2 protein-coding genes and 3 pseudogenes are annotated in these 18,854 nt (G+C 72.8%); all 5 read left to right on the forward strand.

All coding sequences use genetic code 11. The features are described 5' to 3' along the window. Window positions 1-1,234, forward strand: a pseudogene (locus BM536_RS41040) (hypothetical protein); the annotation flags it as partial. 16 nt (window positions 1,235-1,250) lie between these two features. Then, window positions 1,251-1,754, forward strand: a complete 504-nt coding sequence (locus tag BM536_RS38770; RefSeq protein ID WP_073497766.1) for a YbaB/EbfC family nucleoid-associated protein — start codon at window positions 1,251-1,253, stop codon at window positions 1,752-1,754. Next, the gene (locus tag BM536_RS38775; protein WP_143651167.1) at window positions 1,751-2,104 is read left to right on the forward strand and encodes a hypothetical protein; all 354 of its coding nucleotides are present in this window, start codon (window positions 1,751-1,753) and stop codon (window positions 2,102-2,104) included. Before BM536_RS38770 ends, BM536_RS38775 begins: the two co-directional genes overlap by 4 nt. A gap of 1,884 nt (window positions 2,105-3,988) precedes the next feature. Next, a pseudogene (locus BM536_RS43780) lies at window positions 3,989-14,409 on the forward strand (lonely Cys domain-containing protein). Next, window positions 14,379-18,854, forward strand: a pseudogene (locus BM536_RS38790) (hypothetical protein); the annotation flags it as partial. The pseudogenes BM536_RS43780 and BM536_RS38790, both read left to right, overlap by 31 nt.

Raw genomic sequence — 18,854 nt, forward strand, 5'->3', positions numbered from 1 at the left:
AGGAGCAGGCTCAGGCCAGGGCCGAGGCGGAGCGCGAGCAGGAGGCCGCGAAGGCGGAGGCTGCGCCGAGAAGGACGCGGCCAAGCAGGAGCAGGCCGACGCGCGGTCCAGGGCCGAGGCCCAGCAGGAAGAGGCCCGCCGCGAGGCACTGCAGGAGAAGCAGCAGGCCAGGCTGGACGCCCAGAACGCCAAGGCCGACGCACAGGCCGATTACGAGCAGCAGAAGGCCGAGGCCCGCACAGAGCGAGACGCCGCCGTCCAGGACGCCGACCGCCAGGAGACGGCGGCGCGGCAGGAGTACGAGCAGGAGAAGGCCCAGGCCCAGGAACAGCGGGACCAGGCACGGCAGGACGCCGAACAGGAACGGGCCGAGGCACGCCAGGAGTACGAGCGGGAGATCGCGGCCGGCACCGACAAGGACGACGCCCGCGCGGAGTACGACCGGCGGATCACGGAGATCGACGCCGCCGAACAGGCGGCCGTCGAACGGGCCGACGCCGCCGAGGCCGAGGCCAGGAGCGAGTACGACCGGGCCAAGGCCGACGCCCAGGCGGAACGGGATGAGGCGCGCACCGAGGCCGAGCAGGTGCGCAAGGACGCCAAGGCCGACTACGACCGGCGCATGGCCGAGATCCAGGCCGAGTACGACCGGATCGGCGCCGACGGGAAGGACATCGAGGAGCAGATCCGGCAGCGCATCGCCGACCTCCCCGAGCCCCCCGACCTCTCCGCCCTCCAACAGGGCGGCTCAACGAGCCCGTCCGGCTCCGCCTATTCCTCCGCGTTCAGCGACAACCTCTACAACCAGGACGACCTCGCCTCGGCGCTCGGGCGTCCGCAGGGCAGCGACGCCCTGGCGGGCGCCTCCGCCGACGGCTCCGGCACGGGCGCGGGCTCGCCGGGGATGTACCCGCCGATGATGCGCGGCGCGGGCGGTGAAGCCGGCGGCAACGCCGGCGAGCGCACCAGGAACGTCATCGAGCCCGTGGTCGGCCGATCCGGCCGGACGGCCGCCACGCAGACCGTCGACGACGAGGAACACCGCGTGGTCCCCAGGTCCACGCAGACCAGCAGCAGCACGCCCTTCATGCCGCCGATGGGACCCATGGGCGGGGCGGGGGAGGGCAGGCCGCAGACGGAGAGCGGGGACAGGGAACGGACCACGTGGCTGGCCGAGGACGAGGACGTGTGGGGCACCGACGAGGGCGGCGCGCCGCAGGCCCTGGGACGTTGAGGGGAAGGGGACCTGGATGAGTCAGCCGATGGAGGACCGTGTGGCCCAGGCGATGGCCCACCTCAAGGCGGCGGAGCAGGCCGCGGCTTCGGCACGCGCCGAGCTGGACGCGGCGTCGGTGACCGCGCGTTCCGGGGACCGGTCGGTCCGGGTCTCCGTCGGCGCGAAGGGGGAGCTGACCAGCCTGGAGTTCCTCGACGGCAAGTACCGGACCATGGCCGCCGCCCAGCTTTCCGCGGCGGTGCTGGAGGCCGCGGACAAGGCGCGGGCCGAGATGGCACGCCGGGTCGTCGCCACGCTCGACCCGCTCACCAGAATGACCGCGCGCGGTGCCGCCCCCCAACGGCTCGGCGTCGACTGGGAGTCCGTCTTCGGATCGCTGCTCAGGGAGACCTCCGTGACGGAGGGGTCCACGGCGATGAGCAGGCTGCGCGACGAGATCGTCGAGGACGACGAGGAACCCGTGACCCCGCCGAGGACGGCCCGCGCCACGGACGACGGACGACAGGAGGGTTCGTGACCATGGCCGGCAACTACTCCGCCGACATCCAGGCGATCCTGCAGGGATCCCGGCATCTCGCCGACGCGGTGCGATACGGCGACGAGATGCTGCCACGGTTCGAGAACGGGAACGCCGCGTACGCGGGCTGGTGGGGCGAGGAGGGCGGCGACGACGACTTCGCCAACGCGGTCGGCGACCAGGTCCGCAGGGAACAGCAGCAGGTGACGGACACCGTCCTGGCCATCACCAGCGGGTTCATGGCGCTGGTCGACGCGGTCGCCGCGGAGGCCGACCATGTGCAGCGGCCGCAGACCCAGGCAGTGGACGACATCGAGGCGCAGGGCTCGGGAAGCGAGAACAGGCGCTGAATGGCCATCATGTTCCCGCCCGGACTGCGGGAGTTCATCGAGGTCTGGGTGGGCGCGAACGTCGCCACCGGCAACGAGGACCTGGGCTTCGACAGCCGTAATCCCTACCGGCGGCTGGCCGACGACATCAGGGACCTGTCCGACGCGATGAAGGGAGCGATCTCCACCGCCGGCAACTCGCTCCCGCCGCGGATCGCCGACGAGTTCGTGGCCGCGATGAAGCTGTTCGTCGACGACAACGGCCAGAACCATCTGCAGAAGTTCTCCGACGAACTCAGGGACCTGGGCTCTCAGCAGGCGGACCGCTCCCTCAAGCTGTCCGAGGCGAAGTACCAGATCCTCCTCGAGTTCATCCTGATGAACATCGAACTCGCCCTGATCGCCGCGCTGGCCGTCTTCACCGGCGGCACGTCGCTCACCGAGATCGCCATCCAGAAGGCACGCACCGCACTCACCATCCTGCTGCTTCTCCAGCGGCTGGGGCGCGCCATCCCCACGCCGCTGTCGGTGCTGCTGGAGGCGATCCAGGAGGCGTTCGTCTCGTTCGCCTCGCAGCTGATCTCCATGACCGCGCCGGACGACCCGGACCGCCGGCGCAACAGCTTCGACTGGAAGGACATCGGCCAGTCGGCGGCCGCCGGCGCGTTCGCCGGGCTCTTCGGGGGTCTGTTCTCCCAGTTCAGCGGGCCGATCGTACGCAACATCTTCAAGAACAACCACACGTGGAAGGAGGTGTTCGACCTTCCGCTCACCTTCGTCAACGAGGGGCAGGCGGAGACCTTCGCGGAGGCCTTCACCGGCCTCGTCTTCCTGGGCACGTTCACGCTCAATCCCGGCACGTTCGTCAGCGCCGGCCTCAGCGGCCTCCTCTTCGAGGCTGCCTCCACGGGCGCGGAGTACGGCGGGAAGTGGCTGAACGACAAGTTCTTCCGTGACCTCGACTTCGGCGCCGACGACATCAACGACCTGCCGGGCGGCCGCGACCGGGACGGCGGCAGGAACGGGAGCGAGAACCGGTACACGTACAAGAACACGTACGAGAACCCGTACAAGAGCACATACGACGACGGCAGCACTTACCGGGACATTCACAGCGACCCGTACCGGGACGGCTACGGCGGCACTTACACGAACGGCGGCGTGTACCGCGACGCTCAGGGCGACACCTACGGAGACGACTCCGACTCCTACCGCGGTGACATCAGCGACAACGCGTCGGTCTTCAGCCACACCAGCGACGTCTCGTCGGTCTCCTCCCGCTCATCCCTCCCGGACTACGACACGGCCCCCGGCACCGACACCGTCTTCTCCGCCCTCAACCCGGTCCCCACCACCTTCCCGGGTCAGTCCGCGCCGTACTCCGTCCCGCAGCAACGGCCGCAGACCGCCTCGTCCGACGATCCGGCGGTCATCGCCGGGCGGACTTTCCCGGACCCGGTCATCGCCGGGCCGACTCTCCCGGACCCGGCCACCCCGGACGGCGTCCGCACCCTCTCGTCCGGGGAGTCCGAAGGGTCGGAGCAGTCCCACCCGTCCTCCGTCGTGCCGAAGCCCGACATCCGGACCGCGTCCGACCTTCCGCAGCCCTACCGGCCCGTACGCACCGAGTCCGGGGACGACCCGGTCACCGTCGCCGACCCGGCGGAACCGTCCCCGGTCGTATCCCGGGACGTGCCGCACACCCAGCCCGTCACCGTCGACGAGACTCCCCTCAGCTCCCCGAGGCCGAGCGAGATCCCGACCGGCGTCTCTTCCGGGCCCGGTTCACCCGACTCGGTCGACATGATCATGGATTGGGAGGACGGCCAGGACGCGTCCGAGCCCGACCACGATCCCGACTTCGCGTCGGACATCGCGCCGGACTCCGTATCGTCGGATCCCGGGATGGACCCGGCCACCGACGCGCTGTACGACCGGCTGCTGACGGACGTGTTCGGCCCCGGCATCGCGGCGAACCCCATCCATCCCGCTCTCCGTGACAGCCTCGCCCACCTCGACCAGCTCCGGCAGGCCGTTCCCGCGCTGCGCGACGGCCCGCTCGACCTGGACGCCGTGACCCGACGGGTGCTGCTCCTGGACACCGCCGACCCGGTGACCGACGCGCAGCGCAGCGAGCTGTTCCGGCTGGCGCTGGCCCCGGAGGTGGACTCCGCGCGCAGTCTGGCCACGCTGTCCGCCTTCCACCTGGAACTCCGTGGTGCACTGTCGCTCACGCAGGCGCTGACCACCGCCGACGACGACGGCGTCCGGGGCCGTAACTGGACGAACACCACGATCCCCGACCTGGACCTCACCGAGGTGGGAAAGGTGGTCCGCAACCCCGACGGCACCCTGGGCCGCGGCGATGTGGAGCCCGCCCCCTGGCACCGCACCGGAGAGCCGAAGCCGTACGTGGTGATGGCGGAGGGCGACCACGAACGGATCGTCGTACGCGGCTACGACGGCGCCCCGCGCCAGGTGCCCGTCGACGTGTTCGCCGAACTGCTGGCCCGCGACCCCCGGCTCGCCGGGCTGCCCCCGGGCACCCCCGTGGTGCTGCTCGTCCCCGACGCCGGTGCCCGTGGCCTGGACCTCCCGCGCGAGGTGGCGGACCGGGTCGGCAGGGACGTGTGGTCGGCCAACGGCACCGTGAAGGTGTCCCCGCAGCGGGACCCGTCGCAGCCGTACGTCGTCTCCCTGCTGTACGGGGAGGGGCTGCCGCGCGCCGACTGGATCCGCAGCACCCCCGGCCAGGTGCTCGACCCGGCGGAGTACGAGAGCGCCCCGGGCTGGGAGCGCGAGCTGCGGTCGCACAGCGTCGTCGCCGACGGGGGCACCACCATCGGCAGAGGCGTGTTCGAGGACTCCGAGGCCCCGCGCCGGATCGCGGCGCTGAAGCTCGCGACGGAGTCGTCGGAGCTGTGGCACTACGACCCGGCCAGCGGCGAGTCGGCCAAGGACGACGAGCCCGTTCCCTTCGCCGGCAAGCCGGTGTACGTCTTCGGCGCCCACGCCAAGCCCGGCGCGACCCGGATGCCGACCATGACGGACCCGGCCCATCACTCCCGGCGGCAGGAGACCGGTGGGATGCTCAAGCGGCGTCCGAGTCTGGCGCGGCTCCCCGAGGACCACGCCGTGCTGATGGAGGCGTGCTCCAGCGCGACGCCGCCGGGTGTGGTGCGCACCCGCAGGGGCGTCGACGACACGTTCGTCCCCGACCCGCTGGCGGTCGTCAGCGAGAGCCAGCACGTCGCCAACGAGACCGGCCGCACCACGTACGGCGGCACCCACATGGTCAGCTTCGCGACCCTGCCGGACGGGACGTTCGTCCACCGCCTCTACACGGACTCCCGGGGGCGGCGCGGCCAGTGGGTGGAGCACCGGCCGGAACCCGCCGGCGCCCTGCTCGACGACCGCGCCCGCGCGGCCGGCCTGCACACCGACCCCGCGCGGCCGGTCACGGACGCCACGCGCGAACAGACGCTCCGGCTGGTGCGCGCGCTGCGGCTGGCCTTCGGCGCGGCGGTCGAGGACGACAGCCGGTACGGCGATCTCCTCGCCGGGATCGGCGCGTTGGAGACGATGCGGGCGGCCGACCCGGCCCTGCGCGACCTCGGCCCGTTCTCCATGGACCTGTTCGAACGCGCCGCCCACGCGGAGCGGCGAGGTGCCCCCGGCCCCGACGCCTACCGGGATGTGCTCACGCGGGCCACCGACACCGTGCGCAGGCAACCGGGCACCGCCTTCTCCGACTTCGTCGCCCTGCCCCACGTCACCGCGGCGACGCAGCGGCTGGGCGGTCTCCCGGCCCAGGAGCTGGACACCGAGGCCGCCCGCGTCCTGCGCCTGGACGGCGGGCCGGCGGCCGTCGGGGACGCCGAGCGGGCCCGGCTGTTCTGGGCGACGGTCGAAGCCCTGGAGTGGGAGAGCCGCACCCCCGACCCCGACGCCCTCACCGGCAGGGTCCTGCACCTGGACCGGCCGGACCCGGCCCGGCGGCCCGAACTGCTCCACCTGGTCGCCCAGGCGGTGGCTGTCGGCGTCGACGTGGACGACCCGACCGAACTGGGCGCCTTCCACCTGGAGACGCTCGGCGCCCTCTCGCCCGAGACCCAGCTCCGCGGCGCCGACGGCGCCCCGGTCGGCCGGCACTGGGCGCAGGCCCCGCCCAATGCGACCATGGCGATGGACCGCGTGGTCGTCGCCGCCCCGAAGCCGGGCGGCGGCTTCCAGCCCGTGAGTCAGGAGCGACCGCCGTGGAGCGCGCCGGGCGGGCCCTCGGCCTACACGGTGTGGGCCGGGGGCGGCCCGGACCACCTGCTGATGAACCTGCCGGGGGGCTTCCGCGGCCGGGTGCCGTACGAGGAGGTTGCCGAGCTGCTGGCGCGGGACCCGGTGTTGAACACCCGCCCGGCGGACGGCACGGACGTCGTCCTGGCGGTCTCGAAGGCGGTCCCGGTCACCGCATCGGCCACTGGTACCACAACCTCGGGCACCGATCCGCGAGCCGTCATCAGTGCCGGGACCGGCCGGGCCGTATGGGCCACACAGGGCGGTGTGGGCCTGGCCGGCACCGGGCCGTCGCGGCCGTACGTTCCCACCCTGCTCCCCGCAGTGCCGGGCCGTCCGGCCGCCGCCGACTGGTCGGTCCGCCGGCCCGGCGACGCCACGGTGCAGAGCACGCGTGTGCCGACCGGCGGGGACACAGGGGTGGACGAGGTCACGTTCGGGGACCGGGAGGAGGGTGCCGGAAGCACGGGCCGACGTGATGCGGCAAGGGGCGAGAACTCCGGCCCGCCCCTGCCGGACCACCTCGACGACGACGTGTTCGGGGGCACCGCCGAGGCCGACTCGCCGCCCACACCGCCGGTTCCGCCCACACCGTCGCTCACGCCGAACGTTCCGTCGGTCACGTCGGTCACGTCGGTCACGTCGGTCCCGTCCGGACCGTCCTCGACCGAGGAGGAGGTCCAGCAGCGGGAGCTGTTGACGGACCTCTACGGCCCCGGCATCCTCTCGGGTCCCCTGTACCCGGTCCTCCGTGACGGGCTCGCGCGCCTCGACCGGTTCCGCCGTAACGACCCCTTGCTGGACCACGGCCCGTTCGACCTGGACGCCGCGACCCGCAGGGTGCTGCTTCTGGGCTCCGCCGGTCCGGTGACCGACGTGCAGCGCAGCCAGGTGCTGGGGCTGGCCACGGCGGAGTCGGCGGGTGGGCTGGCCGCCCTGGCCGCGCTCCACCTGCGGCGCCAGGGCGTGCTGGCCCCCACCCACGCCATGACCACCGGCCTTGACGGGCGCCCCCGCGGCCGCGACTGGACCACTGCTCACCTCCCCGGCCTGGATCTCACGCACACCGGGAGAACGGCCCTCCAGTCCGACGGCAGCCTGGACCGCACCGATGTGAACACCGCCCCCTGGCACCGTCCGGGCGAACCCGAGCCGTACGTCGTGAGGGCGGACGGCGATCACCAGCACATCGTCGTACGCGGCTTCGACGGCGCCCCGCGCGAGGTGCCCCTCGACGTCTTCGCCGAACTGCTGGCCCTGGACACCGAACTGGCCGGACTGTCCTCGGACGTTCCCGTGGTGCTGCTCGTCCCCGGCGCGGCGCCCGCGGCCTGGAGCTGCCACGCCAGGTGGCCGAACGGGTCGGCAGGGACGTGTGGTCGGCCAACGCCGCCGTGGACGTCGCCCCGCAGCAGGACCCGTCACAGCCGTACGTCGTCTCCCTGCGCGGGACCCGGGGCGGGCAGCGGGCCGACTGGATCCTCAGCACCCCCGGCCAGGTGCTCGACCCCGCCGAGTCCGCGAACGCACCCGCGTGGGAGAAGGAGACGCTGTCCCGCACCATCGTCACCGACCGGGGACCGATCGGCCGGGGCGTCTTCAAGGACACCGAACCCCCGCAGACGCTGGCGGACCTGCGGCACGCGACGACCGCGACGGAACTCCACCACTACAACCAGGCCGCCGACGAATGGACCAAGGACGACCAGCCCGTCCCGTTCGCCGGCAAGCCGGTGTACGTCTTCGCCACCCACGCCCGGCCCGGCGAAACCCGCGTGCCCATCGCGTCGAATCCGGACCACAGCACCCGGCGGGAGCGGACCGGTGGGATGCTCAAGCGGCGTCCGAGTCTGGCGCGGCTCCCCGAGGACCACGCCGTACTGATGGAGGCGTGCTCCAGCGCGACGCCGCCGGGTGTGGTGCGAACCCGCAGGGGCGTCGACGACACGTTCGTCCCCGACCCGCTGGCGGTCGTCAGCGAGAGCCAGCACGTCGCCAACGAGACCGGCCGCACCACGTACGGCGGCACCCGCACGGTCGGCATCGCCTGGCGAAACGGAAGGCCCGTCCACTCCCTCCACACCGACTCCCGGGGGCGGCGCGGCCAGTGGGTGGAGCACCGGCCGGAACCCGCCGGTGCCCCGCTCGACGACCGCGCCCGCGCGGCCGGCCTGCACACCGACCCGCTGGGACCGGCATCGCCAAAGACCCGTGAGCGGACGTTGCGGCTGGTGCGCGCGCTGCGGCTGACGTTCGGGGTGACCATCGAGGACGACAGCCGCTACGGCGAACTGCTCGCCGGCATCGGGGCGCTGGAGACCATGCGCCACAGCGATCCGGTGCTGCGCGACACCGTGCCGTTCAGCCTGGACCTGTTCGAGCGCGCGGCCCGCGAGATCCGCGCGACGGAACACGGGGACGTGGACGGCGACCTGGGACCCGACGCCTACCGGGACCTGCTGGCCGGAGCCGCCGACGCCGTGCGCCTGGAGCCGGGCACCGTGCTCACCGACTTGGTGACCCTGCCGCACGTGACCACCGTGGCCGAAGGAATGGACGGTCTCACCGACCAGGAAGTGAACGACGAGGCCGCACAGATCCTGGGGATCGACCCGGACACGGCCATCGGGCAGCCCGAGCGGTCCGAGCTGTTCTGGGCGACGGTCAAGGCCCTGGAATGGGCGAGCCGGACCCCCGACCCCGACGCGCTCACGGGCCGACTCCTCCACCTGGACAAGCCGGACCCCGCCCGGCGGCCCGACCTCCTCGAACTGGTCGTGCGGGCGGCGGCCGCCGGCGTCGACGTGGACAACCTGACCGAACTGGGCGCCTTCCACCTGGAGTTGCTGGGCGCTCTCTCCCCGGACACCCTGCTCTCCGACGGCCAGGGGGCTCCGGCCGGACGCGCCTGGACCCGGGGATCGTCCGCCGTGACGGTGGACCTCGACAGCGCCCTCGTCATGGCGGCGACACCGGACGGCGGCCACCGCCCCCTGCGCAGGGCGAAGATGCCGTGGACCACCGACCCGACCAGACCCGCGCCGTACCTGGTGTGGGGCGAGAGCGGGCCGGACCACCTGACCATGCACCTGCCCGGCGGACTTCGAGTCCGGGCGCCGTACGAGGAGGTCGCCGAGCTGCTGGCGCGGGACCCGGGGCTCAACTCCCGCCCCAGGGCAGCCGATGTCGTCCTCGCCACCTCACACACGACGCCCGACGCACAGCCGACACCACGGGCCACGAGCGTCCTCGGCGCCGGTTCCGGCCGCGGCGTTTGGACGTCGCAGGGTGCGGTGGGCCTGCTTGCGCAGAGCGACCCGGCGAGCCCACACGTCCTCTCCCTGCTCCCCCTCGCGGACGGCCGGCGTCAGCGGGCCGACGACTGGTCGGCCGTGCGGCCGCGCCCCGAACCCGCGACGGAGGCGGGCACCACGTTCGCGGCCGGTACTTCGTCCGTGGCCGGTACTTCGTCCGTGGCCGGTACTTCGTCCGCGGCCGGTACTTCGTCCGCGGCGCCGGACCTGACCCAGGCCCTCGTGCCGGAGCGCCCCGAGCCGGACCCGCCCCATGCGGACAGCCCTCGCCTCGACCCGACTATGGCGGCGCCCTCACGCGAACGCCGCGCCCCGGCCCGGTTCGAGGGCGGCAGACGTATGCCCGCGTACGTCGACGACCTCCGGTCGCTGCTGCCCACCGGACTGACCGCCGCCGAGCTGGAACAACTCCTCGCCAATCCCGGGACGTTCGGCCAGAGCACGGTCGTCCTGCGCGGCTTCGAGCAGGCGGTGGACGCGATCGACCGCGAACTGGGACGCAGGCCGGACGCCCGGCCCGCGGACGGCCCACAGCTGCTGGACGACATCCGGCAGACGCTCCGGGACAAACCGAAAACGCTGGCCGACGGCGAGGGGCGCCCCTTCCCGTACGTCAACGCCGACGGAAAGGTCCGCGTCCTGTGGGTCCGGGCGCGCCACCACGGAAACTGGGCCCCGTTCGACGACGGCGTCGGTGACGCGACGAAGATCGACAGCATGCACCGGGCAGCCGCGACCTTCGGACTGACCAAGAACATGCAGGCCAACTCGCAGTACGGCCTCGGCGGGCCGATCGGCCCGGCGGGCACCGCGGCGTTCGGCGGCTTCGGCCGTCTCGCCCTGCGGTTCGGCTTCATCAACAAGGTCGGCTACACGCTGACCGACCAGCGCATGAACCAGATGGAGACTCGGACGCTGGACACGTCACGGGCGTTCCTGGACGACATCCACTACGAGATACGCGTCACCGATCCCACCGGACGGGTCCTCACGGGCATCGAACCCGGGCCCGACCCCGCCCCCGACACCGACTCGGCCGTGCCCGCCCGGTTCTCCTTCGGTGTCCGCAAGGGCCTCCTGGTCCGCCTGCCCGACAGCGTGACGAAGATGCCGAAACCGGGCCGGATCCCCCGGTCGATCGACCTGGACCGCAACTCCCAGTACCGCTTCGTCCGTATCGAGGGCTTCGGCCCCGTCACGGCGATCCGCGACTGGGCTGCCGGACGGATCGGAGCGCTGCCCGGCAGCTCCGCCTACACCGAGCTGGACATCTTCTTCTCGGGCGACAGCTTCCAACGGCACGGCGGCACGATGGCCCGCGGCCGCATCACCACCCCGCCGCTGTTCGCCGACGACAAGAAGAAGTCACCGCTGGGCGTCTTCGTCGTGGAGGAACTGATTCCACGGACGGCGGTGCTCGTCGGCGAGACCGACCAGGCCGAGATGCGGGACATCAACACCTCGACGGTGCGCAGCGAGCGGAGCCGGGCGCAGGGCAGGAGCCTGCTGCTGCAGGCCGTAGCCGGCCCGGCCTTCAACTTCTTCGATCCCGGCACGGCCCCGTTCGACCTTCGGCTCCAGGCCGGGCCGACCGCCCAGTACTCGTACACGAAGACCTGGTCGGTCGGGCTCGGCGGGGCCGGCACCCTCAAGTCGGCCGGACAGGTGAAGGGGCCCAGGACCGCGCTCTACCTGGTCGTGAAGTCGGTGCGGGTGCGACGGGCCGGCGACAACGCACCGCCGACGCGCTTTCTCACCTGGAGCCTGGACCGGATGACCAGCTCCGAGGCACGGCGGCTGGCGGGATGGGACGACGGGACCTCGATCGCCCTGCGCAACGGCGTCGCGCCGCCGTTCGCGCCGGCCTACCTGACCGTGGACCGCCCGCGCACCCTGGGCATGCACCGGGTGAAGGAGTTCACCTTCGACGACGGCCTGCGCACCCGGGTCACCCCGGACGCGGCGGACGGCGTGGGCCGCACCCTGCTGGACTCCTTCGCCGACGGCGTGGTGGACGCCCTCGCGCATCTGCGCCAGGGGCTGGTGGTGCCCCTCGACCAGTTGCTGCCGCCGGACCTGCCGAAGGGCTGGCGCGCCCGCTTGGGCGACCTGCTCAGGCACAGGCCCGACCAGGTGCTCCAGGCGGCTCAGAGCCTGCCCAGGTCACCCCAGTGGACCGACCCCGTCAAGTACCGGATCGCGCTCCAGAACACCCTGCAGATCCTCGGCGTGCTGTCCCAGCAGAACGTCACCGCCAACCTGGAGGCGCTGACGACGATCGGCCTGCCGATCAGACTCACGGACCCCGACGCCGTCGGGCAGACGTACTACACCCTCCGCGTGCACGGAACGCTGACCCGACGCCGGTACGAGGGCAAGGACACCAACGAGGGCATGCGCTTCAGCGCCCAGGGCATCGACCGGCTCGACGGCCAGACGAGCGTGAAACGGGGCGTGGACCTGGGCTTCGAAGGCACGTTCTCGGGGCGCGACAACAACGTCGACGACGCGGGACTGCCCCGCAACACGCTGGGGCTGACCCTGGGCGCGCGCCAGGGCCGGCAGTGGGAGGCGGAGACCGGCTTCGGCTCGACGGTCACCAACGAGCCGATGTCGGTGAGCAACCAGCCCACCCACCTCTACCGCTACGACCTGTCCCTCACCGCGACGCTGGGCGGCTACTGGAGGCCCCGCGGCCTGATCCGCGGTCTCGGTCTCGGGCTGCCGGGGCTGCTGGTCCTGGACGAGCCGGTCAACGTGCTCTTCGGCCGCGCGCCGCTGGGCCGCCTGTCGGGCGGCGGACCGATGACCGGTCAGGTGCTCATCGGTGTCCCCGTCCAGCACACCCCCGACGCGGACCCGTACGCGGACGGGGCGCTCAACCCCTACCTGTCCGACGAGCCCGCCCCCACGTCCCTGACCACCGAACGAGCCCTCGCACTGGCGAAGGGCGATCTCGTGCTGCCGGCGGGCCCCGACGCGGGCCAGCCCGCCGGACGGCTCGCCGACCGCGGGACACCGCAGTTCAAGGAGTTCCGGCAGCACCCGTTCGTCATCGTGAACATGGTGCTGTCACCCACGCTGACCGCCGAGGTGGACCGGGTCCTCAAGGCGGCGTCGGGCAGCGCCTGGCAACTGGTGAAGGAGGGCGCGCCCACCCGGGACGCGATCGTCCGCACCTTCACGCCCCAGTACCTGGCGTCGAGCTTCGACCAGAGTTCGGGGCCGCTGGGCCTGGTGGGCAGCGGCCTTCTGGGCAAGGGGCCGTACGGCGAGCTGTGGGGCACCTTCAGGTACGCGACGACGGTCGGCAACCTGCGCGCCCTCACCCCGCCGATGTCCATGGACACCGAGATGACGCTGGGCGGCACCCGCCAGGCGGCCGGCAAGATCAGCGACTCCACCAGCTTCGTCTTCGGCGGCCAGCTGGTCTACGCGGTCGCCCAGAACCCCGGACATGGCCTGATGGGCGGGTACGGAGTCGTCGCCAACCCCCTCTCGGTGTCCCGCACGCTCAGTCTCAGCGTCGTACGCACCGTGGTCGCGGACATGAACCGCAAGGGCTTCACCCACCAGGTGCTGGTGGCCGGCGACGTGCAGCACTGGTTCGCGCTGCTCTCCAGCCGGCTGGGCACGGGCCGTATCGGCACCGCCGCGGCGGCCGGCGCCCTCGTGCCGCGCTCCCTCGCCGGAGCGGCGGGGACGGCACTGACCAGCCCCGGCGGTGTGTTGGGGCACCTGCCGGAGAAGAGCGCCCACCGGCTGGGACTGATCGACGACGGGCTGGGTGACGTCCCCCGCTACACCGGTCAAGCCTGGACGCCTCAGCCCTGGATGCGTGGCGTCGCGTTCGGCACGTACGCGGTCAACGCGCTGGATCCCACGGACGTGCTGCTCGCGTTCGACCAGCGGATCCGGGAGCTGGGGCTCGACGACGAGAGCCGCGAGCGCATCCGGCAGCTCGTGACGGGCCGTGCCACCCGGGCGCTGAAGGGGGAGATGACGACCACCGGTCCGTCGACGCTGGTCACCGCCGGAGCTTGGGGCTGGGACAGTGTCCGGATCGGCAGCCGACAGGTGCGGGCGCGCGTCGAGCTGATCCCCGGCACTCCCGTGTTCGACGGACTCGACCACAGCGCGGAGCTGGAGGAGAACCGGCGGGCCATCGAGACCGTCCAGCAGAACTCGGAGGCCTCCTCGGGGGCGGACGTGGGCCTGATGACCAGCCAGATGGTGTACACCGGCGACACCCACGTCCCGGCGGCGGGCCCCACCTACACCGACAGCGGCTCGAACCGGAAGACGGTCTCCTCGAGCCACACGGTCACCACCGTCACCATCTACCGCGCCGCGTCCACCGAACCGCACGCGGAGATCGTCACCCCGTACCGGATGCGCATCACCCTGGAGGCCGACGACACCCCCCACACCGGCGCGCCGGCCGACGCGGAGCCGGCGAAGGGGAAGGCCACGACGGCCCTCGACCGCTTCCGGGGCCGACTGCGCATCGTCGAGGAGAACGACGTTGGCGAGCTGCGCGAACACGTGCCGCTCAGCCTGATGGAGCCGGCGCGTCCGGAGCCGGAGGCGGGCGGGACCGACGCGTCCGGGACCGACGCGTCCGGGCCCGGCCGGCTGCTGCCCGCGCCCGATCCGGCGGCCGACCCCGCGCTGGCCGACCCGCCCCGGCCGTGCCTGCCCCCAACGCGGGAGAGGAGCTGACGGTCCGGGACGGGGACGGCGTCACCCGGCCCTTCACCTTCCCCGAGAACGGCATGCACCCCCGCGCCATCATCGGCATCGAGAACCTCCGCATGGCCGGCGACCTCCTCCTCACGAGGGCCTACGACGTCGGCTTCTCCCTCCGAGCCCTGGAGGCCGAGGACGGTCCCGACGCCTCCGCCCTCACCGAACTCCTGCGCAGGACCAGGGAGACCGGACTGACCCGGCTGGGCACCGGTTCGGCGCAGGCGCTGGAGGACGGCACCAGCTCCACGGCGGTCACGGCGTTCTTCCCCCGCACCACCGAACCGGACGGCTATCAGGTGGCGGGACTGACCGAGAAGTCCCTCGTGGGCACCGACACCGGACGGCTGACGCTGCGCTCGGCCCCCGACTTCAGCCGCGCGCTGCTGCTGGCGGTCGCCGACGGCAGCAAGCTGGAGGTGCTCAGACGGTACGGAGAGAACGCCGGCACGTCGTCGTCCGGCGAGCACAGCCAGTCCGCGAGCCTCGGCGGCGCCTTCCTGTACGACTCTCCCAACAACGCGGGCCTCAACCAGACCGGAATCTTCGGGCCCGGTCCCAACGACCTCGACGGCGACGGGATGCCGGTCGGGGACGACCACCTGACCTCGCGCAACGTCAAGCCCAAGACGGGCCGCTCCTTCCTCTTCGCCGTCCCCGCCACCTGGCTAAGCGTCGGTGACGTGCACCGCAGCATCGTCGACTCGAGACTCGCGAACCGGATCCGGGGCGGGACCTTCGCCAAGGCCAGGTCGGGTCCGCAGGCGATGAGGTCCGAGGCGTACGTCGTCACCTGGATCCGGGAGGACATCGCCCGCGAACTGCGGATCATCACCGACACGAACTTCCCCGAGCGCGTCGGGAAGACGTGGGACGCGGTCTCCACCGCGAGCAGCGCGTGGGTCGACGCCGACAAGGCCTACTGGAACAAGCGGCGCGCCTCCAGCGGGCTACGCGCGGACCTCGACACCGCACAGGCCGTCCTCGACAAGGCCGCCCGGACCGCCCGCGCGGCCGCACACCCGGTCGACCTGGCCAGGGCCGACGTCGCCGCCGCGGACACCGCCCTGCGCCGGGCCGAAACCGGCGCGCGCGGCGACATCCGTCTCGCGGCAGCGGCCGTAGCCGCCGCGCAGGCCGAGGTCGACGCCTTCGCCGAGGACGAGTACGCCGAGCCCGAACACGACGGCTGGGCGGAATTCCTGCGGGACGAACAGGACGCCGCCGTGACCCGCCTGGCCGCCGCGGAAGAGGCTGCCAAGACCGTGCGGAAGGCGGCCGGTCTGCGGCTGGAGACCGCGCGCAGCGAGAAGGCGGCGGCCGACGCGCGGCTCGACGCGGCACGGCTTTCCGCGAGGGCGCCCGGCCGGGCCCTCGACGAGGCCGCCGGCCGCCGGGACGCGGCCCGCGAGGCCTTCGAGACCCGGCGCGCCGAGCTGGACGAACTGCGGGACACGGCGGAGACGGCCGCGGCGGAGTACCACCGGGTGCGGGCCGGCGCGGACCAGCTCACCCGCTGGCACCGGCTCGCGGCCACCGCGGAGGGCCGCAGGCAGCTGGACGGTCTCCCCGAACCGCCCGCGGTGACCTACCAGGCCCCGCCACAGGTGCCCCGGCCCAAGCCCCCGACCCAGCCCCGCTACACCAGGACCGGTACCGGACCGGCCACCGTCCTCACGGCTCCCACGAACGAGACGTACACGTTGCACGACGTGCCGAGGGACGGTGATTCCTTCTTCCACGCGCTCGCCCTCGGCCTCGAACGCGCCGCCCCGGGAGCGCTGGCCGCGGAAGGCGTGGACCCCGCCGATCCAGGGGTGACCACCGCGCTGCGCCGGAAAATGGCCTCCTGGCTCACCGACCACGCCGACGAGGACCTGTTGGCCGCCGTCGCCCCCGACCTCACCGACGCCTTCAGCGCGGAGGAGATCACCGCGGCGGGACTGGACCTCGGGACGGACACACCCGCCCGCCGTGAGTTCGACGGCCTCGGCGGCCTCCTCCCGCACGCCGTCGGCCTGACCCCCGAGGTGCGCGCCGAACTGGCGATCACCCAGCTCCTGCGCCAGGGCGACGCCGCTGCGGAGGCCGGCTGGAACCATGCCGCGGCGGACCTGCTCCCGCTGCTCGCCGCACGCACCTTCGGCGTGCGCGTCACGGTGGTCGGGAGCGACGGCGGCTTCCAGGACTTCACTCCCGGGAACCCGCCGGGCAACCTCCGGGGACTCGTCGACACTTCCGCCCCCTCCGGCGCACACGTCCTGCTGAGCCTGGACGACCGCCACTACCAACTGGCCCTGCCGACCACCCGGACACCGCTGGAGGACACGCGGCCCAGTCCGAAGAAGGGTGGGGAAGTCCTGCCCAAGGGTACAGGTCCGTTGCCGAAGGACGCGGAAGCGCCGCCGGTGTCGAAGGATGCGCGGCCTGGTCCGAAGGGTGAGGAAGGTCTGCCCAAGGGGACAGGTCCATTGCCGAAGGACGCCGAAGCGTCGGCGACGAAGGATGCGCGGCCTAGTCCGAAGGGTGAGGATGGTCTGCTCAAGGGCGCAGGTCCGCTGCCCAAGGACGCGGAACCGCCGGCGTCGAAGGACACGCGGACCCGGCCGGGGGACTCGCGGCCCCCGGCGCCGAAGGCGAAAGCCGGGGAACCGGCATCCCAGCCGCTGACCGTCATGCCTCCAGGGAACGGGAAGACGGGCTCCGAGCCGGAGGGCGACAGCGACCGGGCGAGGGGCCGTCGGGTACCGGTGCCCGGCACGGGGGAGTGCCTCCTGTACTCCTTCATGGCCGGCGACCCCGTGCACATCCGCAGCCGTCTGGACGGCCTCGCCGCTACCGACCGCGCCGCGTACGACCTGCTCGGAGACCCCGACGCCGTACGCGCCGAACTGCGTCGGCAGGCCAGATCCGGCGCCACGACCGGCCCTTCGCGGGTCGTGCTCCGCGCCATGCGGTCCTATGTGGAGGACTACGTGGGCCGTAGCGAGGGACGGCTGCATCCGCAGATCATCGGCCAGTTCCGGCAGACGGTCGCCGACGCGTTCACCGCGCGCGTCCAGGGCATGGACCGGGCCGGGATGCTCGCCCTCCTCGCCCACCACGACGTGCGACACGCCCCCGTCCCCGAGGCCCTCGACCCCGCCGAACTGTTGCGGCGGTACGTCGACGCCCGCATGGCGACGCAACCCGCCGACCCGGGCGTCTCCCCGCAGGACGCCCGGGCCGTCGTCGCGGCGGAGGCCGAGGACCTGAGCCCGCGTCAGATGTTCGAGCACCTCGAGCGGCACGACCTGCTGCCGACGCCGGACGACCTCGACGACCGGGCACTGCGCCGACTCCTCGGCACCGCCTACACCGAGAGCGCCGCGCCGCTGGACGCCACTGAACTGCCCACGCTCCTGGACGCCGTCGTCAACTGGGAGCGGCGCTGGGGAACGCCGGCGGGGGAGGTCTTCCTGCCTCTTCTCGCCCACGCGTTCGATCTGCGGGTCGATGTGGTGCGGTCGCTCCCGTCGGGTGCCCGACGGGTCAGCGGCGCCGGGCCCGACAACGCCACGCGGCAGACGGAGGTCTACTACAACGGCAGCGACCACTACGACGGCAGCGACGCCCGAGCCCGCGACCGTTTCGGCGACTCGGTCCTCCCGAAGCGCATCAAGGACGAGGAACGCGACCAGGACGGCGACGTACGGCTCAACCCCCTGTGGGTGCCGCTGGACGAGGTGGATCCGGACCTGCTGATCACCGGCAATCGCGACGCGGTGTGGCTGTACACGGTCACCGACGACGGGCGGGTCATCCTGGGCACGGAGAACCTGAGCGGGATCATCACACCGGAGCAGTTCGACGCGCTGCTGGCGGGGATGCGGGAGAAGGACCCCGGCCTGACGGCACGGGCGCTGCGCAAGACGCTGGACGGACTGGGCCACACCGGCATCGCCGCCGGTTTCGTCGACGACGACGGCCGGACGGCGGACCCGGCGGCGGGCCGGACGCTGCCGGGGCGCAGCCGGGTGTCCGGCGAGTTCCGCTGGAGCACGGAGCTGCGTTCCTGGGTGGTGAACGACAAGTCGGGCCGCTACATGAGCGAGTCGGTCCGGCCGGGTCTGGACGCGGCGGAGGCCGCCGACTGGCTGGCCAACGTGGCGGCGCTGTTCAGCGACCGACTGGGCGTCGTGGTCCGGGCCGACCAGGTGAAGACCGCCGCGGCCGTCCCCCCGCCTCCGCCTGTGCCGGAACCCGCTCCCGGGCCGCCGAAGACGCGGACGATGGCACTGGGCCCCGACGAGCAGGGACCGGACCACCCGGCACCCCGGTCGGAACCCGGCGCCGAGGACGACGACCCGCTCGACGTAGACGTAGACGTGGTCGTGGACCTCAATACCGACGTCCCTGTCCCTGCCCCTGCCCCTGCCCCT

This window comes from Streptomyces phaeoluteigriseus (genome assembly GCF_001896135.2).
Lineage (GTDB): Bacteria > Actinomycetota > Actinomycetes > Streptomycetales > Streptomycetaceae > Streptomyces > Streptomyces phaeoluteigriseus.

Bases quoted from the DNA above. Each gene is read 5' to 3' on its own strand.
- BM536_RS38770 (WP_073497766.1), top strand. From the start codon at position 1,251: ATGAGTCAGCCGATGGAGGACCGTGTGGCCCAGGCGATGGCCCACCTC.